This is a genomic window from Geomicrobium sp. JSM 1781026 (assembly GCF_041949955.1).
GTDB lineage: Bacteria > Bacillota > Bacilli > Bacillales > Marinococcaceae > Geomicrobium_A.
The window spans coordinates 331,360-350,249 of record NZ_JBHFQF010000003.1 but is presented as its reverse complement, the minus strand read 5'-3'; the positions used below and the strand labels follow the sequence as shown (position 1 = coordinate 350,249).

22 protein-coding genes are annotated in these 18,890 nt (G+C 44.0%); 12 read left to right on the top strand and 10 right to left on the bottom strand.

All coding sequences use genetic code 11. From position 1 onward, the window contains the following. Window positions 1-56: 56 nt before the first annotated feature. Complete coding sequence (locus ACE1TF_RS07085) at window positions 57-584, bottom strand: TetR/AcrR family transcriptional regulator (RefSeq protein ID WP_042403985.1); 528 nt, start codon at window positions 582-584, stop codon at window positions 57-59. A gap of 155 nt (window positions 585-739) precedes the next feature. Between ACE1TF_RS07085 and ACE1TF_RS07080 the strand changes: the two genes are divergently transcribed. From ACE1TF_RS07080 to ACE1TF_RS07060, 5 genes are all read left to right on the top strand, one after another. Continuing rightward, window positions 740-949 (top strand): helix-turn-helix transcriptional regulator, encoded by a 210-nt coding sequence (locus ACE1TF_RS07080; RefSeq protein ID WP_042403989.1) that lies wholly within the window; start codon window positions 740-742, stop codon window positions 947-949. Between the two features lie 8 nt (window positions 950-957). Continuing rightward, on the top strand, window positions 958-1,341 hold the full coding sequence (locus tag ACE1TF_RS07075; RefSeq protein WP_193744822.1) for a DUF2178 domain-containing protein: 384 nt from the start codon (window positions 958-960) through the stop codon (window positions 1,339-1,341). Between the two features lie 16 nt (window positions 1,342-1,357). Continuing rightward, on the top strand, window positions 1,358-1,480 hold the full coding sequence (locus tag ACE1TF_RS07070) for a hypothetical protein (protein ID WP_375015488.1): 123 nt from the start codon (window positions 1,358-1,360) through the stop codon (window positions 1,478-1,480). Window positions 1,481-1,615: 135 nt separating this feature from the next. Then, the gene (locus tag ACE1TF_RS07065) at window positions 1,616-1,891 is read left to right on the top strand and encodes a hypothetical protein (protein ID WP_042403994.1); all 276 of its coding nucleotides are present in this window, start codon (window positions 1,616-1,618) and stop codon (window positions 1,889-1,891) included. Between the two features lie 14 nt (window positions 1,892-1,905). Beyond that, window positions 1,906-2,895 (top strand): phosphotransferase, encoded by a 990-nt coding sequence (locus ACE1TF_RS07060; protein WP_375015485.1) that lies wholly within the window; start codon window positions 1,906-1,908, stop codon window positions 2,893-2,895. Window positions 2,896-2,933: 38 nt separating this feature from the next. Here ACE1TF_RS07060 and ACE1TF_RS07055 read toward each other — a convergent pair whose 3' ends face one another. After that, window positions 2,934-3,161: a hypothetical protein gene (locus ACE1TF_RS07055; RefSeq protein WP_375015483.1), complete on the bottom strand. Its 228-nt coding sequence runs from the start codon at window positions 3,159-3,161 to the stop codon at window positions 2,934-2,936. 158 nt (window positions 3,162-3,319) lie between these two features. Here ACE1TF_RS07055 and ACE1TF_RS07050 point away from each other — a divergent pair, with 158 nt between their 5' ends. After that, entirely contained in the window at window positions 3,320-3,781 is a 462-nt protein-coding gene (locus tag ACE1TF_RS07050; RefSeq protein ID WP_375015481.1) for a hypothetical protein, read from the top strand. Here the strand turns inward: ACE1TF_RS07050 and ACE1TF_RS07045 are convergent. Further along, entirely contained in the window at window positions 3,735-4,727 is a 993-nt protein-coding gene (locus ACE1TF_RS07045) for an alpha/beta fold hydrolase (RefSeq protein ID WP_375015479.1), read from the bottom strand. The two genes, ACE1TF_RS07050 and ACE1TF_RS07045, sit on opposite strands and share 47 nt — an antisense overlap. Before the next feature lie 157 nt (window positions 4,728-4,884). On the opposite strand from ACE1TF_RS07045, the gene ACE1TF_RS07040 reads away from it, so the two are divergent. Beyond that, a complete protein-coding gene (locus ACE1TF_RS07040) occupies window positions 4,885-5,295 on the top strand; it encodes an HXXEE domain-containing protein (protein ID WP_042404005.1) in 411 nt (136 codons plus the stop codon). A gap of 262 nt (window positions 5,296-5,557) precedes the next feature. Further along, window positions 5,558-6,184 (top strand): hypothetical protein, encoded by a 627-nt coding sequence (locus ACE1TF_RS07035; RefSeq protein ID WP_238544827.1) that lies wholly within the window; start codon window positions 5,558-5,560, stop codon window positions 6,182-6,184. 739 nt (window positions 6,185-6,923) lie between these two features. Here ACE1TF_RS07035 and ACE1TF_RS07030 read toward each other — a convergent pair. Beyond that, entirely contained in the window at window positions 6,924-7,100 is a 177-nt protein-coding gene (locus tag ACE1TF_RS07030) for a hypothetical protein (protein ID WP_193744621.1), read from the bottom strand. Between the two features lie 133 nt (window positions 7,101-7,233). On the opposite strand from ACE1TF_RS07030, the gene ACE1TF_RS07025 reads away from it, so the two are divergent. Beyond that, complete coding sequence (locus ACE1TF_RS07025; protein WP_375015476.1) at window positions 7,234-7,683, top strand: PH domain-containing protein; 450 nt, start codon at window positions 7,234-7,236, stop codon at window positions 7,681-7,683. A gap of 664 nt (window positions 7,684-8,347) precedes the next feature. Here ACE1TF_RS07025 and ACE1TF_RS07020 read toward each other — a convergent pair. The 4 genes from ACE1TF_RS07020 to ACE1TF_RS07005 all read right to left on the bottom strand — a co-directional run bounded on the left by ACE1TF_RS07020 (window position 8,348) and on the right by ACE1TF_RS07005 (window position 12,148). Continuing rightward, window positions 8,348-9,658 carry a hemolysin family protein gene (locus ACE1TF_RS07020; protein WP_375015474.1) on the bottom strand — a complete coding sequence of 437 codons (1,311 nt, stop codon included), beginning with the start codon at window positions 9,656-9,658 and terminating at the stop codon, window positions 8,348-8,350. A gap of 270 nt (window positions 9,659-9,928) precedes the next feature. Then, window positions 9,929-10,831, bottom strand: a complete 903-nt coding sequence (locus ACE1TF_RS07015) for an LCP family glycopolymer transferase (protein WP_375015471.1) — start codon at window positions 10,829-10,831, stop codon at window positions 9,929-9,931. 56 nt (window positions 10,832-10,887) lie between these two features. Next, the gene (locus ACE1TF_RS07010) at window positions 10,888-11,865 is read right to left on the bottom strand and encodes an LLM class flavin-dependent oxidoreductase (RefSeq protein ID WP_375015469.1); all 978 of its coding nucleotides are present in this window, start codon (window positions 11,863-11,865) and stop codon (window positions 10,888-10,890) included. Continuing rightward, window positions 11,855-12,148 carry a DUF3219 family protein gene (locus ACE1TF_RS07005; RefSeq protein WP_375015467.1) on the bottom strand — a complete coding sequence of 98 codons (294 nt, stop codon included), beginning with the start codon at window positions 12,146-12,148 and terminating at the stop codon, window positions 11,855-11,857. The genes ACE1TF_RS07010 and ACE1TF_RS07005 overlap by 11 nt, the downstream gene beginning before the upstream one ends. A gap of 55 nt (window positions 12,149-12,203) precedes the next feature. Between ACE1TF_RS07005 and ACE1TF_RS07000 the strand changes: the two genes are divergently transcribed. The 3 genes from ACE1TF_RS07000 to ACE1TF_RS06990 all read left to right on the top strand — a co-directional run bounded on the left by ACE1TF_RS07000 (window position 12,204) and on the right by ACE1TF_RS06990 (window position 14,792). Further along, a complete protein-coding gene (locus ACE1TF_RS07000; protein WP_375015465.1) occupies window positions 12,204-13,445 on the top strand; it encodes a serine hydrolase domain-containing protein in 1,242 nt (413 codons plus the stop codon). A gap of 643 nt (window positions 13,446-14,088) precedes the next feature. Beyond that, on the top strand, window positions 14,089-14,379 hold the full coding sequence (locus ACE1TF_RS06995; RefSeq protein ID WP_042397009.1) for an AbrB/MazE/SpoVT family DNA-binding domain-containing protein: 291 nt from the start codon (window positions 14,089-14,091) through the stop codon (window positions 14,377-14,379). Next, complete coding sequence (locus tag ACE1TF_RS06990) at window positions 14,379-14,792, top strand: type II toxin-antitoxin system death-on-curing family toxin (protein ID WP_052363417.1); 414 nt, start codon at window positions 14,379-14,381, stop codon at window positions 14,790-14,792. Before ACE1TF_RS06995 ends, ACE1TF_RS06990 begins: the two co-directional genes overlap by 1 nt. Window positions 14,793-15,060: 268 nt before the next feature. Here the strand turns inward: ACE1TF_RS06990 and ACE1TF_RS06985 are convergent, their stop codons facing one another. After that, entirely contained in the window at window positions 15,061-16,884 is a 1,824-nt protein-coding gene (locus ACE1TF_RS06985; protein WP_375015462.1) for a YhgE/Pip domain-containing protein, read from the bottom strand. Next, window positions 16,877-18,832, bottom strand: a complete 1,956-nt coding sequence (locus ACE1TF_RS06980; RefSeq protein ID WP_375015682.1) for an efflux RND transporter permease subunit — start codon at window positions 18,830-18,832, stop codon at window positions 16,877-16,879. Before ACE1TF_RS06980 ends, ACE1TF_RS06985 begins: the two co-directional genes overlap by 8 nt. Window positions 18,833-18,890: the final 58 nt, after the last annotated feature.

Sequence of the window (18,890 nt, the reverse complement as noted above, 5' to 3'; positions counted from 1 at the left end):
CTCCTTATTATATAGATCGATCACTATAATTTAAAGTGAAAATAAAAGCGTATTCCCTATGAATTTGGGAACAACGCTTGGACCGAATACCGCAACTCTTCGGCAACTTCGCTGAGCGCAAACACTTCTGCTGAGCTGGTAGCTCCTTCAAATAACAGCACTAATCGTAGCGCTTCTTGTTTCGTTAATCCGTGTTCATGAAACAGTTGAAACAGGTGAGTTTTGTGCTGTTCTACAAATGCAACAACCTCATCATTGATCGAGTTGTATTCCTCTTTTGCTCTTAGAAACATGCAGCCATTCGCTTTATTTGCACGTGTCCACTTGAGATGAGCTTCTGTGAAAGCATGCGGAATGGACAAGTCATCGCTCCGACTTGCCGTATTAAGTGACTCAAAATACCTTTTTTCTCGCCGTTTTAAAATTTCTAAAATCAGGCTTTCTTTCGAATCAAAATGATTATATAACGTCATTAAAGAAACGTCCGCTTCCTTAATGAGCTGTTTTAAACCAACAGCATGAAAACCTTGATTGCTAAAAAGCTGCTCAGACTGTTGAAGCAGTTGTTCACGTTTTTTGCTCACTGTATACACTCCCCTTATGTATATATATCGATCACTCTATTTATAATAAAACAAACGGTGGAGAAAATCAATAAATGATATTTTTGTAAAACACACTTTACGGTAAAGTGAGCTTTACTTAATCGTGTGAATAGAACACGAAAGGGTTATTTGAGATGAAAAATCGAATGAAAGAATTAAGGAAACTATATGGGTGGTCGCAAGAAGCAATGGCCAAACAGCTAAGTGTGTCACGCCAAACGATTATATCAATCGAGAAGGGAACATATAACCCCTCGTTACCGTTAGCGTTTCATATCGCTCGTTCATTTGATACATCCATTGAAAACGTATTTATTTTTGAAGAAGTAGATCAGGAGGAATGATGATAGTCATGAGAAATGTTGGAGTTCGAATCCTTTTAATCGTTTCGGGTGTCATATTTTTAGGATATGCCTTGTTACTCGTCTATGCTGGAACGCAAAGTAGCACAGGTTTACAAGGGACTGAGTTTATCCAATTTGGCGTGGCGACGATGTGTTTTTCACTAGCGTATTTGTACCCACAATTTAAAGTGAACGACGAACGCACACAGAAAATAAGAGAAAGAGGCATGCTCTTTACGTTTCTTATTATGATGGGGGTTTTTATCATATTAATGACGCTATTCATGGCAGACGTTATTCATTTTAATGGCATGCAAACCGTCGGAATCATTACAGCGACCATGATTAGCGTCGTATTTCTTTCATTTGTCGTTTTGTCAAAGAGGTATTAATGGATGGAGGACGATGATGTATAGGCGAAGTTTGTGGCTTATTGAAAAAGTAAAAATCGCTGTAACGAGTGTCGCGGTAGTCATCTTTCTCTTAGCGAGAATAGCGTATATGGCTGTTATGCAGTTCGTGCAACAGTAAAAAACTGATCATTCAAAACAATTGATATATTAGTTTCATTATACATTGTCAGGCGGGTAATTAGTTTCATGAAGTTACAAAATTAGCGTTTCAAAGGGTGGGGAAAGGGTATTTAGTCTTTATAGAGGAAATGATATGAAAAATAAACAGAATAATTTGTTACTCGTTGTCATTACAGCCCTTACAGGATTAGCTCTTGGTGTCACGGCTTTGCTAGGTGCAATGAATATCTTGCACATCCCTGGATACATGATATTTCTAAAGGCTGTTTCTGCGGTTGTATTGTTGATCACAAATCTTGACCAAATTTTTAAACTGAAAAAGCTTATTCATAGTCGAGGGCCTATAACGATCGTACTGTTATTGGTTTTATTTTTGAATACAATAGATATAAAGAGTAACGGTATGTAAAGGAGGGTTGCAATGTGAGTGAGGAATGGAAACAGAGGAGAGCATTTGCGCTCCATAAATACTTAGAAGATGGCAGCTATTACTTTGGTGATGAAAAGAGAATGATTTACAAGGATGAGCGACGTCATCATCCCGTCGTTTCAGCAAAAATGACCACGGTGAACGAATCGTTAGAAATAACGGGTGAAGGCGAAAAGCAATTTCTAGGCTCGATCCTTTGGTTCTCAAGCAACGGTGATTGTAAGCTATTTTCTGCCGATGAGGTGCTAACTGTGAGTTGCAGTCGGGACACGTACGATAGAAAATTAGCGAATACGGCTCATTTTTCTCAGTATTTTCGCACACCACCGATCATCGCCCGTAATGAAGAAGAAAAAACGATCGTTGAGCCGTACATTGAACCGACTTTACGTGCTCAGTCACACAAAAAAGCCATTTTAAACACCATTTTTACTGATTATGCAGATTACTTTACATCAATAAAAGGTGATACACGTTTAACAAAACAAACGATGAATGAGTTGCTTGAGCGTAGTGAGAATCGAGTGCACCGCCCGATCTTTCAGCATATTATTGCGTTGATTGATGAGTCATTGTTTGACGTAAACTTCTCGTATATCCCGTTGCACGGGGATTTGTGGACGGATAATCTATTAATAACCGAAGACCAATCCGGGGAGAAAGAAGTGTGGTACATCGACTATGATACGTCAGGGCAGTACGTATTTTTCTATGATTTTTTTAAGTTTATGTGGAATGAATTTGATGTGAATAACGATGATTCTAGTGTGATTGCTTATTTGCATGGGGAGTATGATGATTATTTTGCAAGGGTGTTTCGGGTGTTTAACTTGAACTATGATCCGACACTCCGGGCATCGTACTTTGGCTACTTTTTCTTAAACTACATGCTTGATGAAACAAGTATGCTGCCATTTGAAGTGAAGCGTGGAGAAATGATCGATTTTGAAAAAAAGCTTTTGCCGAGGCTAACAAAAAAGTAGAGGAAGTCCCGAAGTGGGAAGCATCCTCATTTTGAGTTCTACCAAAACAACGGTGCAAACGTCATAATGATGAGAATCGAGATACCGACGACTAGGGGAATCTTCTTATGCTCGTTGTTACGACTCAACATTAGAACTCTCCGAGTAACCGCAAACACGATGCCGCAGAGCGCAACAATAAATAGTGGAGACGAACGGGTAAAGATAGCGGCCAAGAATAAAGAGAACGCAGCGATCGGTAGGAAGCGGTCGAGCAGGAAGCTCATCGTATTCACCTCATATAGATGTTGTAAATAACGCTACATCCAATTTTTGAAAAACGCACTCTGATGCTTAAAATTCCAATTAAAGAAAATTATACCATGGAATGACGTGCAACCTTCCTCCACCTTGTTACAATGAGAGATCAGAGGGGGGATACTACATGACTATATTAAAAAGCATCGGAAAGAAGTTGCTTGCTGCGTTACTTTCTCCATTCTTACTTATGTTTGTTCTTTTTGCGTACAATCTTTTTCATCAAGGTGTACAGTCACTATCGTTTTCAGCGATCTTCAACGCCTACGCTATTATTTATTTTATATTTGCTTGGCCGATGTATATCTCCCTAGCCATTCCCGCAGCTTTTTTGATTGAGCGTATCCGATTTGGCTTTCAATGGGTGTATTACATGACTGCGGGTGTCGTCGCATTTGTGTTCATTGGTGTTGTGAATTCTGCGATAAACCGTGATCGATATTTGGAGCTAGGTTTAGGGTTAGGAGACGTTTTCTTTGCAAGTATGGCAGGATTAGCTTTTTATTTTTCTATAAAAATCATTGATCGAATATCGAGAGCGATTACTCGGCGAGGAAATCGAACAACAGTTCATCACTATCTCGTTTAGCTTCAACGTTTGCTTGGGTGGTTCCGCCGAGTGCCATACCCGCATAGTAAGGGGACATGCCAAATGAATGGCCGGCTTCTCGGTAAAGAACAACCTCGGCTTGGTTACCAAGCGCCTCGCCAATCTGCCGAGCGGCTGTGTCGCCTTGCCACATCTCATCTTTTTCACCGGCAAAAAGAAGTGCTCGACCGTCGAAGTTTGACGTGTTAATACGTGCGGTTTCCCGGTTATTCGCATTTTCTACGGCACTTTCATAAGTGTCACGATACGCAATCGGACTGGCGATGAGCATATCAAACATCGTCGTAAACATCGTAAATCCATCCACACCATCAAAGTTGATATACGGTAACTCTTCACCTTCCCACGTCCAAGAAGACCCAGTGTCGGCACTAAATTCCAACCCCATATACGTATACTCACTCGGTGTATATAAGACGAGCTGTTCAATTGTTGGATAGTAGTTCGTTAAGTTCAGTGCTAGCTCTGCTCCTTTTGAATAGCCAATGACTGTGACAGCTGTTTCCTCCAAATCAAAAGTTTTGAGAAAATCTGAGAAAAATTCTAGCGGAACCCGGTTAAGTGTTTCCGGCTGATTAGAGGCTCCGAAAAAGAATAGCGCATACGTCTCGTAGCCCTCTTTTGCAAGCCTAACAGCTTCTTCGAAATTGCTGCTGCCTTCAGAGCCCCCAAATAGAACAACTGGTGGAGCGTCGATTGGTTCGTCTGGCTGAAGGTGGAATCCATTTGCCACACCTTCTTCGAAGTGAGTAATCTGTCCGTTAGAGAAAGTATCCGGATAGGCTTCGTAATCATGAAGATGAACAACCTCATCTTCCTCCCACTGATACGTAGCGTGGTTGTAAACACGCATTCCAAAAATCGATAACACAGCAACCACTAGTAAAATTGTGAACACAGATAGAACCTTTAAAAAACGTTTCATCATTTTGCACCTTTCTCATGTTTAGTGACATTCTTTATCCAGCGTAGAACATCACGTTACGTGATGTTCAAGTGCAACATGATATTTTTGTTGTAGATGAAACAAAATGTCAAACTGATGCGTAAAAGACGTATGTTGGGAAAGGGAAGAAGTCCACATGGAAGATACGCTCGGTGTAACGCTCGTATGGCTTTTTGTTATTTTGTTCATGTTCCATGATTTTGAAGAGATCATTACGGTTGAAAAATGGGGAGCACACACGAAGCATTTGGCGAATACACGTCTCAAACAATACATATGGAAGTTTTGGAACATCAATTCCCACGACTTTGCAAAAAGAGATGTATTCATTTTGTTAACAACAACAGGGATCACGCTAATTAAAGTATTCTTTGCCGGTAATGGATGGGTTGATGGATTGTATATTGGCTTCTTAATTCTCGCACTCCTTCATCATGTCGTTCATGTCGTGCAAACCATCATTTTGAGAGCGTACACGCCTGGGTTGTTTACGACGATTGGGCTTTTGATCCCTTATACGCTTTATTTGCTCATATATATTGCGTGAGCAATTTGAGTAAAGAGCATGTCAATCACTACGCGCAAGTGTTGGATTCTATAGACCCGTCGCGACCCGTTTCTCTCTATTCATGACAGTGACACGTATTTGGGTGTTAATCGAAGGGTATTTGTGTCTAAATTAAAGGCATATACGTACAAACTTCTATGTAAGAATGAGATTTGGTGATTGCTTCACTTATTCAAAAGGAAGAAAGTGAGGGTGAGCGTCGGTGTTCCGATTTATGCGAAGAAGGAAGCGACAGAGGACGATGAAAAGAGTGAAGAAGGGAGACGGTCATTCATTAAAGAAGTATCAATTTTGGCACGTATTCACACATTCCTTGTTTCATATCGTTATTAAGAACAAAGAGAATAGAAAAACGATGTATGCGATAAAATCAAGCTACTTCGCTGACGAGCCTAAAGTTGATTTATACCGTGAAGGAAAACATGTAGCGTATTCAAAACTGCCAGCCGTTTTTCCTATAGAAAATGGAGTTTTGGAAATTAGTAGTGGGGGCTACGGGATTAATCGGATACATTACGCAACGGAGAAAGATGAATCCTTTTCGGTTTATCCGGACCGACGTTCCATTCGAGGTTTACGAATGTGGGTGCACAAGCAATTCCCATTGTTTAGTAGAGTGATTGGCGGTCTTGCAGCAATTGTTCTATTGGTTTCACTTGCCTTAAGCATCCCGCAGTTAATTGAAACGATAAGTGATGTCCCGTGGGTGACAGAGAATGTAGGCACCTTCACATCTCCAATCACGTTGTCAATACCAGTGAATGCTGTGATCTTTGGGGCAGGTGCACTGGCTGGATTTGAGCGAGCGCTTATGCTGCGTAGTCACTGGCTCATTGATATGGAAACAAGTGGTTGGGAGAGTGATTGATGGTCTTTTCGGATGACCAAAAGACTGGCAGCATATGTGTGAAGATCCACCTATATAAGTTGAACAAAAGAATTTCTTTAAGACCCAATGGTAAGCTTGGTGAAGTGAAAACTGTGCTCGAGTTGCGACCGATCTGTTCTCAAGTTGGGGAAGATCGCAGCAAAAGCAGTATATTCTCATAAACTAGGGAACAGAATGAGCAAACTCGGTAACAGATTACAAGGTCATGTGTACATCCCGGCCCTGAAGTCCCCACATTATATCGGCGCGAGCCGCGCCGAACCGAGTGCAGTTTTGTTTCGGCCCCGGCGGGGCCGACGTGTCGTTGGCACTTCAGCCTGGAATCTCCGCTCCAGTTGGGACAAACTGCGCGCAAGTTTGAGGAAGTCGGCGCTTAAATCAGAGAAAAGCGCAATCTTGCGCGCAGATAGGGGAAACTAGCGTGCAGAACGGTTGTTCGTCTTGCCCGCATATGACGCCATCCCCTGCGGCAACGGATTCAGAGAACCATCTTTTGCATTTCCAAGCCAAAAACCTAGCATATTGTCGGCGCGAGACGCGCCGAACCGAGTTCGATTTGGCTTCGGCCCCGCTGGGGCCGACAGGTTGCTCGTTTATGGATGTTGAATCTGTGCCCAGCGCGCAAAATAGGAGAATCTTAAGTTCATCCTATATAGAATGCGAAAGATGCTGAGCACGTGCCTTACACGTACTCAGCATCTATAGAAATTGCGAGTTTTTAATCATCTGTGCGCGAAGAAGATTTGGATGCTCGTTTGTTTCGCTGTTCCTTCTCCTCACGATTTACTTCATCAAGTGGTACGGGGTCTTCGAATTTATTGTCTTCCACATTATTGCGTTTTTGGGGAGGTTTTCGCTGGAATTGTATCGGATCGTTTTCTTTGCGATTCTTCATGAGAAATCACCTCTTAGAGGCACATTTCCACAATATAGCTGAGGTTAAACGTTAGGCTGTTTACTACGAGATGATGTGTCCCACGCCAGTAACTTTCTCGGTGCTGTTTATATGCATATTAATGGAGGTTCCGATGACGTTTAAATCACGGGTGAATTACCCATATGTTATTACTGTACACTTCGGGCTTTTTTTATTGTTGGGCGGAGCTGCACTTCATTTATATACTAATTTTACGGTTTGGGGAACGGTTATATTTGTTCTTCTTTTTTCCTCGGTTCTGCTCATCGTGATGTTAATCTGGGCAACGCGCTATGATTTTCATGAGCAATATTTAGAGATTCGAGCAGGTTTAATTAAGATTAGGGTTGTATACGATGATGTTTATATGGTTCAACGGTTCAATGGTTTGGGATTGTTTTCTGGCGAGTTTAAGTTACATCTAGCTGGCGATGGCATTGAAATGTTCATAAGGAATGGATCGTTTGGAAATGTTAGGGTTTCCCCTCGAGACGAACAGAGTTTTATCAGTGAGCTACGTGAGCGAGCTCGTCATGCAGCTTTTGAAATAGAGGAATTGTAATACTTGATCGGCGTAGCGGGATAAGTACGGCTCGAGCTTAGAATGGCAGTGATGTCTGAGTTGATAGGATCGCTCGTTTTTCGGTCTTATGCGAGAGGAACTTCGCTGAAGAGCTTGGTCCTCCTCAAAAATAAAGAGTTCACTGAAAAATGCTGTCTCACTTTCTAAGTTACTCGTTAACACATTTCAGGGGGTGCGATCCGTGTGGGGATTTCAACAATATGGAGCGTTGAAATCATAAATTATCCCATCATAGAACCGTCTATGTGGGAATATGGCCTTTCTAAGTGGGGATTCCTGCTAAAAAGCGTTCCTCAATGAAGAAAATCCCCTCATAGACAGGGTCTACGTGGGATTTTCCATTGATAGCAAACGAAACAAAGGTTTATGTTTTTCAATTTCCCTTTCTCAGTGCCTTCCCATCACCTAGGATCGGGTACTGATCAAGGCGTAGGGCGAAAATTCCACCATAGAAACTGAAAATCCTACCATAACAGGAAGCCATTCATAGGAGTCTCGGAGTTGAAGTGCGAGTTCACTGAAAAAAGTGCCTCACTTTCTTGCGCTACTCGGTAAAACCAATCATCTGATCTAGCCAATTAGAAGTTTTTAATCTCCCTTTTTTAGCCCCCTCATAAAAAAACAGGAGGGGATAATTCCCCTCCTACGAGTCTTCGGATGTGTCTTCTTCTGTGAAGATGATCTCGAGTTTGCGGTAACGAAACTCGTCGCGTTTGATGACGCGGATGTCGAGGTCGTCGGTTCGCCAACGTTCCCCTTCTTGAATGCTTGGGTTTTTGGCAAAGAGCCAACCACCAATCGTGTCAAATTCATCTTCATCAATCTTCGTCGGGATGAATTCATTTACATCATCGATGAGGGCGATGCCGTCGACAAGCATATGGTTGTCGGCGATCTGTTCGATTTCTGGAATTTCTTCTTCATCAAACTCATCGCGTATATCGCCAACGATTTCTTCAAGAATGTCTTCAATTGTAATCATGCCCGCTGTCCCGCCGTACTCGTCAATGAGTATGGCAAGATGCGCCCCTTCAGACTGCATCTTCTTAAGCAGTCGCTTGATCGGTGTTTGATCGGATACGGTGAGCACTGGGCGAACGATTTCATTTATATCGACCTGCTCATCTTCAACATTCAAGAGCAGGAACTGTTTCGTATTTATAAATCCGATGACTTCATCTTTGCTTTCACGAATGATCGGGAATCGTGTGAAACGACTCTCTTGTATTACCGCCATCGATTCAGCGAAAGAATCATGAAGGGAAAGGCACGTCATATCTGTTCTGGGTACCATAATCTCATGGGCTTTGCGCTCATCAAAGGCAAAGATGTTACTCACATAACCAAACTCAGATTGATTGATCTCTCCGTGCTTCAAACTCTCTGTGAGAATGATCTGCAGTTCTTCCTCTGAATGGGCTTCCTCTCGCTCCGCTGCGGGCTGGATACCGAACAAGCGGACGAATCGGTTAGCAACACCGTTAAGGACGAAAATAATCGGGAAAGCCAGTTTGTAGAACAATCGAAGCGGTCGTAAAATAAAAAATCCAATCGCTTCAGGTTTCTGGATCGCGGCCGTTTTAGGTGCAAGTTCACCAAAAACGACGTGTAAGAATGTGACGATCGCAAAGGCAAAAATAAAGGACGTTGGTGTAATGAGTGTGTCAGGAATGCCGACGGCTTCAAAGATCGGGTGCATAAACCGTTCGACAACCGGTTCACCGAGCCACCCAAGACCGAGCGCGGTAATCGTAATTCCTAACTGACAAGCCGCCAAATACCCGTCTAACTTGTCTACCGTATCTTTCATAAGTGTTGCTGGAACATTACCTTCTTCGATCATTTGATTCAGACGACTGTTACGGATCCTAACGATGGAAAACTCAGATGCTACGAAAAATGCGGTAGCAATAAGCAATAGGAAAAACAGTGTCATACTAACACCGGTACTCAATGAAACATTCTCCTCTGTTTACAGTATGTTGTTATAGATGTTGAATAATGAACCTCGATATGATGAACGATTATAGGCCTCTGAAAACAGGAACATCACCCCTGTAATCGAGTGCAACTCATTATTCTAGATCTTCACTCACCTGCCTCAAAGGAAATATTACGAATTATTATAGCATGAATCCATCGAAAGAGGGATATATGTTTTTCGTTATCGAATGAATTCAATGAACAATCAGACTTCCGCTAAAAGCACCTAGAGTCCAAAATGTTACAACTCAAGGTGCTCTTGAAGAGACTCGGATACGTCAGCAATTTGTTCATCGCTGACGAGCAAATAGTAAATGGAATCAATATAAGTGGCTGTGCCTGTGAGGGTTTGTTGTTCAATTTGATGTCGTGCTGATTGATAGGCAAAAAGATCGGTCATTTCTTGGAAGGTAAGGTTCGTTTCTACGTTTGTGCCAATTGCTGAAAGAATTTGATCCATTCTCGTGACCGAAGAGATGCGGGCTCCTTCTTGTAAAACGCCTTCAATCACTTGTCGTTGACGAATGTTTCGGCCGTGATCGCCTTGGGGGTCTTCATACCGCATTCGGACATATGCGAGCGCAGCTTCTCCGTCAAGCTCAACCGGTCCCTCAATAAAATCAAATCCGTCATACTCAAAATTAAACGCATTATTAACGGTCACACCACCTACGGCATCAACCATTTCTTGAAATCCGTCCATGTTGATTGTGACGACATAATCAATGGGGATGTCCAGCAGGTTCTCAACCGTATCCATCGCCATCTTTGCACCGCCAAAGGCGTACGCATGATTGATTTTATCTTCAACGTTACGACCAATAATTTCCGTTCGCGTGTCCCGGGGGATGCTCACCATCTGTATCGAGTCCTTCGTTTGATTCACCGTTGCGACAATCATCGTATCTGTTCGCCCAGACGTTTCCTCTTCTGCATCCAATCCGAGTAAAAGAAACGATATCGGGTCACGCTCATCCACGTCTGCAGGCTTTGGTCGGTATAATGATTGCGATTCACGTTCTACAGGTTCATAGATGTCGTCTGCTGTAGACGAGAGGGATGAGTACACATATAGGAAAAGTGCACCACCTGCAACAAGTAGAATTGCCAGAGCTATACTAACGATCCACCAAATTCTCTTCAAATGGGTCCCCCCCTCACAGTACTTCTATGTCATATATTTATGGTCCAATCATTATTTTAGACCGACGACTGTTTTCTAATACCTAATTCCGTAGCAATGAGTTCGTAGGAACGAATGCGATCAGCGATATGATGAAGTGGGGTATGAATCATCACTTCATTCACGCCAAGCCGTTGAATATGACGAGCGACTTCTTCAGGGTTGCCGACGATCGTTTTCTTTTTAAACGTATCGAACTTCGCTTTTTCATCGGCGGTAAGTTGCCGATCGACCTGAGCAGGAATGCCGTCGCTTCCGTTGCCAACATTCGACTGTTCCTGCCAAACGAACAATGTTTTTGCGAGTCGTTCTGCTTCTTCAGTCGTTTGTGCGCAAATGGCGCCAACCGTCATTAAAGCTTGTGAAGAATCCTCCGGATTTCTAGGCGCATACGTACGATAATAGTCTTCGATGACCGGCAACCCATCGGTATCACTCATCCATTGGCCAAACGCGTACGATGTTCCTTTCGTTGCTGCCATCTGTGCACTTTTTGCACTCGTACCTAATATCCATGCTTCTGGCTTTACAGGTGGAATCGGCGAGGCGGTGACCGATTCATCGGTTAGATCTATAAAGGATAACAGTTCATCAATGAGTTCTGGCATGCGATACACTTGTTGTAAGAAGTTGTCATTTAGCGCATTCGTCACTTCGGCAGATCCACCCGGTGCACGGCCGATGCCTAAGTCAATGCGGCCGGGAAACAATGTCGCTAACGTATGGTGAAGTTCAGCAACTTTAAACGGCTTGTAGTGAGGGAGAAGGATTGCCCCTGTTCCGAGTCGAATCGTAGACGTAGCGGCACCAATATAGGCGAGCAACACTTCAGGTGCAGATGCAGCAAGGCCATTAAGGTCGTGGTGCTCGGTCACCCAATAACGCGTATAGCCAAGCTTCTCTCCGGCGACGGCCAAGTCTTTTGAATCTGAAAAAGCATCTGCCGACGTTTTCCCACTCGCCAACGGTGAACTATCAAGAATGCTAAGCTTCATTCGGGTCGCCTTCTTTCAATTCTAGGGAGTAGAGCGCCGTTTGATTTTTCTCGTAAAGGTTCGTTAACGAAGTTGAGTAGCGGACAATGGTACCATAAAAAGCAATATCATCCTCAGGTACTCGGACGTGAAACGCTCCTTTATATAATAGAACGGCCGTATCGTGGTACATCTCGGACGTCACTTCAAAATCTATAGAAACTTTCTGCAAGCCGTCCACAGATTCCTGCTTATACTGAACGACCTGAATCGGCGTATCATCCAAATAAATGTGCGTAGCCATGTTTGTGCCTCCTAACAGTAGTATGCTCCAACCTTATCAAAGGGAGTGATGGAAAGTGAACTGGAATGCTTTAGAAACTTATGTGAATCGATTCGTGCATGAAGAACGGATTCCTTCGGCCTCGATTGCTGTGATGAAAGACGGAGACCTCATCTATACAGGCGGGTTCGGCAAAGCGTGTCCGAATGAACATACCCTTTACGGTACCGCCTCAATTACAAAATCATTCGTAGCAGCGGCTGTAATTAGGTTACATGAAGAGGGGAGGTTGTGTGTGCATGACCGGGTTCAGGATTATTGTCCCGAGTTCTTTGATCGGGAGGTGACAATTGAACAGTTGCTTACGCACAGTACGGGGGTTCCGCCTCTCGAACGTCGGGTAGATTTGCAAGGGTTTGATGAGCATTTACAGTATTTACGTGACGGGTCGTTCTCGCGTCTCGGTGCGCCGGGGGAATATATGAGCTATTGCAATGACACGTTTTTACTTCTCGGTGCGATTGTCGAAAAAGCAACCAATATGTCGTATTTTAGATGTATTGAGGAATTCTTTTTTAAACCTTTAGGAATGAATCGATCAACCTTTCATGTAGAAATGCTGAAAGAGATGACAAATGTGTCAACGCCTTACGTACAGGATGCAGGGGAAGTTGCTGTAACGGGTTGGCCCGAGCTCGGCAATTATGCGGTCGGTGGTGGCATTCGGTCGACGGCATACGACGTCGTTCAATTTGTGAATGAGCTCGCGCGAAATGAGGAGCGTTACGGAGGGATGTGGGCACCGCGATTTCCACTGGATCGCTATTCGCAGTATGGGTATGGACTCGTCGTTACCCCGGATTATGATGGGCGAACGGTCGTCGGTCATGGTGGCAGTCAGCCTGGGGTTTCGTCGCAGTTTATGTTCGTGCCCGAGGAGAAGCTTTCTCTCGTTGTGTTGACGAACCTTGCCGATGTGGATGTCGGGAGGTTGGCAACGCCGGTATTGCATACTGCGTTCGGTTTACCTTTGGACAAACCGGTAAATGAGGAGCCACGTATGGAGATTTCGAGACCGACATTGGAACGGCTCGTTGGCGCGTATCGGACAGAGGAAAGCGCGGGTATGATTCATATTTGGACAGAAGGTAATCAGGTTGTTGCTCAGGTGAACGGCGAACGAGAAGAGCTTCGCGCAAGTGGAGAAACGACACTTGTCATCGTGCGCAGCGGCAAACCGTTGAATTTCTTTGTGCATCGAACGGAGAACCGGGCGTGGGCGGTGCGGCTCGGGATGAGAATGTACGTGCGGGCGTGAGTGGAGAGGAGCCGAAAAAGCGACGGTGTTAGGTCACTCAGATCGTAAAAAAACCAGGCGCATCGGTATTCGACCGATGCGTCACAGCTAATAATTTATTGAAAAAGTTTAAGCAACCGATCCTAGCGGGTAAAGCTCACGAAATTTAACTAAACAAGTTCACTAATAGGATCTACATTGCTTTTGGCCGATCGTTGTTCATCACTGTAAGGGTTACGGGTAAAGCGGAAAGTTTGTTCGAAGGGGTACACCTGGAGCAAGGCGTGATCCAACCTCTCACTCTTTTAAGTGATCATTCAACGCTCAATCCAGGCGCTTCTTGCCTTCAACGGCCACGTAAAGGAAAGTATTGAAACAATAAAAGTTTGTCAGCTTCATAAAACTCTCTACTATTATGCAAAAAGTGCTCACTTTATTTTGCGGTTCCTCCAGGCTTTTCTAAGGTATGAGTACAAGCAAATCCACAAGAAGTGTGTTCGGTACAAAATGAATTAGACGCTGTTAAGCTGTTGTAAGTAATAAGTATCAAAATACTTTCGTCTGAAAAAAGGTTTTTTGGTTAAATTGCCATCTTTTCGGTTATACCATTCATATTGATGTATATACTTTTGAATATACAAATTTCGTATGAGGTGATATAATCATGGAAAATCAAGGAAATGAAAGAGATGACTCTGTACAAGGGAGGAAAAAATCGATGACGACAAAGATGCATCCGTATGGTGGAAGTCATGCACTCACGGTTCCCGCTTATGTGAAAAAAGCGCTTAATATTGATGAGAGTACAGAATTGGAAATTGAATTAAAAGATGGAGGCTTTTTTGTTAAACCAATTAAGAAACAAGAATCAAATGTAGATCAAGAGTTTTTAGATTTCCTAAAGCAATCGGATGATACGTATGGTGAGGCTACAAGGAGATTAGTTGACCGATAATGAATTATGTCTCTGAAACAGAAGTGAAACGTATCAATGCATACGTCATAACAAAGTACTCACCTGGAGAAGAAATTGGAATTAAAGAATACGGCAATCTCGATTCTGCTTTAAACCGTCCTAAAACGGATGTTTTTGGGTATGAGGCTTATCCTACATTATATCTTAAATGTGCGGCACTTTTTCATTCGTTGATTAAAAACCATGCATTTCACAATGCGAATAAACGTACAGCTTTTTGGTCATTGTTGCGTATGCTGCAATTGAATAATCAAACGTTAACAGCCTCTAACGAAGAGGTTGTTAACTTCATAGAAGAAATAGCAGAAAATGATGATAAAACTGTCGATATGGAAAAGCATATCCTGTATATAGCGGAGTGGATTGAGGTACATTCTAGACAAGGTGATTAATTCTGTGTAGTAGAGACTGTCTTAAATAAGTAATGCCCTTTTTTCCGCTACCGTTGCACTAATTGAACGAATTTAATAACTGCCAACCTTAGTATGCCAAGGTTTTCACACCACGAGAAAAGGATCACCTCTGATTTGCACTATTAGTTGTTGCTTTCCACTACAGGTGGGGGCTTGTCACGAAGGGGTACCTCTCCTTCACAATCAAAAGTATAGATCGTAAAAACCAGGCGCATCGGTATCCGGCCGATGCGCCTGATTTACTAATCTATTGGAAAAGCTGAAGCAGCCGATCCCAAAATGAGTTGTCTTCGTCTTCAACGGGTTCGTCTTCTTCTTCAGGTAATGTGAGTGACGCCGTTTGGATGACGAATTGCACGCTGTTTACATTGCCTTTCTCTGGTGCTACGAAAGAGACGGCATCGTAATCGGATTTGTCGTACTGGGAAATCATTTCGTCGATTTCTTCTTGCATTTGATCAGGAATTTCTTCGGTGGCTTCTTGTAGTTCACCCATGCCGGCATGGATCTCTCCGATGCCGTTGCTAAGAGCAGGCACCTCTCCCGCTGTCTCAGCAATGCCGTCGTTAATTCCACTATAAGAGGAATTTAGCTCGCTAACGCCATCGGTATATTCAACGAGACCGGAATGGAACGTGCTGTACTCATTTGCGAGTGTATCAATACCGATTGCTAGCTCATTGAGCCCCTCAGCGCCATCAAAACTGCCAAGTTCTTGTTTGAGTTGGTCGTTTAGTTCATCAATGCCGCCTGCCATATCACGAGCGGCGCCTCCCATCTCTTCGGCTGCCGGTTGGATGGCGCTTAACCCTTCTTTGACAGCTGCGTGTGTCGCTTTTACGGTTTGCGCGGCTTCGTATTGCTCCACGAGTTTGCCGACGGTTTCAGATTCAGGGTTTTCCGCGAATAATGTTTGGAGTTCTTCTTCAGAGATATTTGCTTCTGGAATGCCGCCAATGGCGGACTCTAGTGCCTCATACGCTTGACTATGGCCGCTGCCGAGCTCATCAAGCCCATTCGACAATGAACGCATGCCTCCAGACAGCTCGTCAAGTGCGCCAAACAGTTCATCTCCGGCGCCAAAGTCAACATCCAAATCTGCGCCACTTAAAGCTGAATTTAGTTCTTGTAAACCTTGCTGAATGTCTTGTGAGCCGCCGGCTAATTCACTACCTGCATCGGCTGTCACTTGCATGCCACTCGCATAATCAGAAGAACCATCACTTAACTCAACCAATCCAGACGTGAGATCTTCGGTTCCTGTTTGCACGTCAGATAAGCCAGAGCGCAATTCGGATATCGCTCCGGTGAGGGAGTCGAATCCTTCAGTTAGTTCGTCTGTATCCGGAGAGTCTATGGAAATGGATGCAGGTAACGCGGCAATTTCGATCCCATCAAACTCAAAATTTGAAATGTGTGCAGATAGTTCAAACTGCTCTTCTTCTTCAGGCATGACGGTGTAGGTTAACTGCTTATCTTTACCTGCATGGGCAACGGTAGCGTCGGGTGCATCAATTTGATCGACCCGCTCACTTTTGAATGGCACTGAAATTTGAACCATGTAGTTCTCAAAAAAACCACCTTCCACATCTTCATTTTCTGATACGGAAATCGACATGCCGAATTGTCCAGATTGCCCGATCAGGTCGTGAGGTTCTACTTCTTCGCCGTCTAATTCATACTGAATGTCGATTTGCCAAGGCAATGGTGTATCCCGATGTAAATTGCCTTGATAAAAAAACGGATCATCTGAAGCTTCTACGTGAATCTCATCTCCTGAATGCTCAATGTCCGACACGTCGGTCAAGTTAATCACTTCTTCATAAGACCCGTAATCAGTCACCGTTCCAGGTTGTTTAATGTCCAAACTGTTTACGACGTACATCTGTTCCATTGACCCGTCGGCGAACAAATTTGCGTACACAATCTCATCTTTTCCTTCAATTTCCCCTTGCCCACTCGTCGGCGTATCCGTGTTGGCGGTGAGCGTCTCGCTTGAACCGGCAAGTACAGTGACCGGTGTTGTACTTAGCAACAATGCAGCGGTAGCGGTCGTGAATCGTTTAAGCATCGGTCTTCTCCTCCTCATAATAATTCGGTTTATATGTCGTTTTCTTAATGAAGCGATCCCCTACGAGCAACAATGCCGGTAGCAAGAAGATGACGAGTACAAACGCTAGCAATGCTCCTCTTCCAAGCAATAATCCAATCGAAGACACGGTCGGGTTGTCTGATGTGAACCATAGAATAAACCCAACACTAGACAGGATGGTTGCGGAAACGAGAATGGAAAACAGCTTTTCGTCAAGCGCACGTTTCATCGCCGGCATCGCTGGCATTTCTTTTCGGTACTCTTTGTACGTTTCCTTTAGCAATATCCCGTAATCAATCGTCGCGGCTAATTGAACCGTACTTACAACGAGGTAGCCGACAAAAACGAGGGAATCATCGGTGAAGTACGGAATTGACAAGTTGATCCACACCGCAGCTTGAATGGTCACGAGCAGGATGATTGGGATCGATAAAGATTTGAAGGTAATCATGAGCACAATCGCGATTGAAACGATCGTCATCGTGTTCACCACTTGATTATCAACCGTCACCGTTTCTTTCATATCGTACAACGTGGCACTTTCCCCTAAATGGTGGGTCTTGTCGCCGTAATACTCGGATGAAAGAGAGCGTACTTGCTCCACGAGCGCGAACGGCTCATCTCCTTCAATGCCGATGCTCGTAAAAATCATCATCCGACTGTAGTTTTCTGAGAGAAACTCTTCGGTTACCGTATCTTCCAGAAACTGAGAAGGAATCGCTGTGCCGATCATCGTCGCATAGGACATGACCGAATCCACATAGGACAAGTCCTCGATTTCCTCCGCCAACGCTGCTTCTCTTGCAATGTCATCGTTGGGTACGAGTAAAACCATCGGCGTGGATTGCCCGAATGTCTCATCAATTTGCCGCGCATCCGCACCGGCCCGTGTTTCCTCCGGAAGTTCCCCTAAGCCGTAGATAAAGCTCGTGCTGCTTTGTGCGAGAAAACTTGGCACGATTAAGATGGCAACGAGAATAATGGCCGGAATACGAAACTTAACAATCTTTGCACCGACCCCAGTAAAATCAGGAATTAAACTTCGGTGCTCGGTTTTTTCCATCCAACGATAGAACGTAAGTGTGAGAGCCGGTAATAGCACGGTCACAGAGATGAAACTGAACACGATTCCTTTCACAAGGTTCAAACCGAGGTCAGCACCAATCTCAAAGTCCATTAACATGAGTGACATAAACCCGAAAAACGTCGTTAGCGCACTCACTAAGATGACGGGGAATGACGCTTTCATCGCTTTTGCCATCGCCTCTTCAGGTGTGTTGTTTTTCTTTCGTTCATCTGAAAATGCGTGCAGTAGAAAGATCGCATAGTCTAATGAGACGGCAAGTTGGAGGACAGGGGCAACCGATTGGGTGATAAACGAGATTTCTCCGAGAAAGATATTCGTTCCAAGGTTAATGATCACACTCACACCGATGGCGGTGAGAAAGAAGATCGGTTCAATCCACGACTTCGTCGAGAGGACGAGAATGACAATCATCGTTGGCACGAGCAGGAGTGCTGCGAACAGCGCTTCATCACTTGCCATCGTTTGTTGGGTCGCAGTGTTCACCGCTTCTCCGGTAATCGCATTATTCTCACCGATGAGCGCATAGATGTCTTCGGTTGCATCCACTTCCATTTCGCTTTCGATCGTAATGGAAAAGAGTGCATTCCCGTCCTGGTAGTACGATTCAATCACACTCTCATCTTGCATTTGCAATGGTGTTTGCAAATCAACCAAGTCATCGAGCCAGGTGACGTCCGTTACGCCGTGCACGTTTCCTAACTGTTCTTTATAAACGAGGGCTTCTTGAATCGAGACGTCTTCAATAAGCACCTCAGCATTCGGCATTGCCCCGTCAAATTCATTCTCCATCACTTCCAAGCCTTCAGTTGAAGGCGCATCATCTGGTAAATAGTCGACCATGTTGTAGTTTGTGGACACAAACAACGTAGACACTGCGGAGATGAGCGTTAAAATTGTG

Bases quoted from the DNA above. Each gene is read 5' to 3' on its own strand.
- ACE1TF_RS07010 (WP_375015469.1), bottom strand. From the start codon at position 11,865: ATGAAGCTTAGCATTCTTGATAGTTCACCGTTGGCGAGTGGGAAAACG.
- ACE1TF_RS07080 (WP_042403989.1), top strand. From the start codon at position 740: ATGAAAAATCGAATGAAAGAATTAAGGAAACTATATGGGTGGTCGCAA.
- ACE1TF_RS07040 (WP_042404005.1), top strand. From the start codon at position 4,885: ATGGAAGATACGCTCGGTGTAACGCTCGTATGGCTTTTTGTTATTTTG.
- ACE1TF_RS07070 (WP_375015488.1), top strand. From the start codon at position 1,358: ATGTATAGGCGAAGTTTGTGGCTTATTGAAAAAGTAAAAATCGCTGTA.
- ACE1TF_RS07045 (WP_375015479.1), bottom strand. From the start codon at position 4,727: ATGAAACGTTTTTTAAAGGTTCTATCTGTGTTCACAATTTTACTAGTG.
- ACE1TF_RS07030 (WP_193744621.1), bottom strand. From the start codon at position 7,100: ATGAAGAATCGCAAAGAAAACGATCCGATACAATTCCAGCGAAAACCT.
- ACE1TF_RS07065 (WP_042403994.1), top strand. From the start codon at position 1,616: ATGAAAAATAAACAGAATAATTTGTTACTCGTTGTCATTACAGCCCTT.
- ACE1TF_RS07050 (WP_375015481.1), top strand. From the start codon at position 3,320: ATGACTATATTAAAAAGCATCGGAAAGAAGTTGCTTGCTGCGTTACTT.
- ACE1TF_RS06980 (WP_375015682.1), bottom strand. From the start codon at position 18,832: ATGGTCGACTATTTACCAGATGATGCGCCTTCAACTGAAGGCTTGGAA.
- ACE1TF_RS07075 (WP_193744822.1), top strand. From the start codon at position 958: ATGAGAAATGTTGGAGTTCGAATCCTTTTAATCGTTTCGGGTGTCATA.
- ACE1TF_RS06995 (WP_042397009.1), top strand. From the start codon at position 14,089: ATGGAAAATCAAGGAAATGAAAGAGATGACTCTGTACAAGGGAGGAAA.
- ACE1TF_RS06985 (WP_375015462.1), bottom strand. From the start codon at position 16,884: ATGCTTAAACGATTCACGACCGCTACCGCTGCATTGTTGCTAAGTACA.
- ACE1TF_RS07055 (WP_375015483.1), bottom strand. From the start codon at position 3,161: ATGAGCTTCCTGCTCGACCGCTTCCTACCGATCGCTGCGTTCTCTTTA.
- ACE1TF_RS06990 (WP_052363417.1), top strand. From the start codon at position 14,379: ATGAATTATGTCTCTGAAACAGAAGTGAAACGTATCAATGCATACGTC.
- ACE1TF_RS07035 (WP_238544827.1), top strand. From the start codon at position 5,558: ATGAAAAGAGTGAAGAAGGGAGACGGTCATTCATTAAAGAAGTATCAA.
- ACE1TF_RS07025 (WP_375015476.1), top strand. From the start codon at position 7,234: ATGACGTTTAAATCACGGGTGAATTACCCATATGTTATTACTGTACAC.
- ACE1TF_RS07005 (WP_375015467.1), bottom strand. From the start codon at position 12,148: ATGGCTACGCACATTTATTTGGATGATACGCCGATTCAGGTCGTTCAG.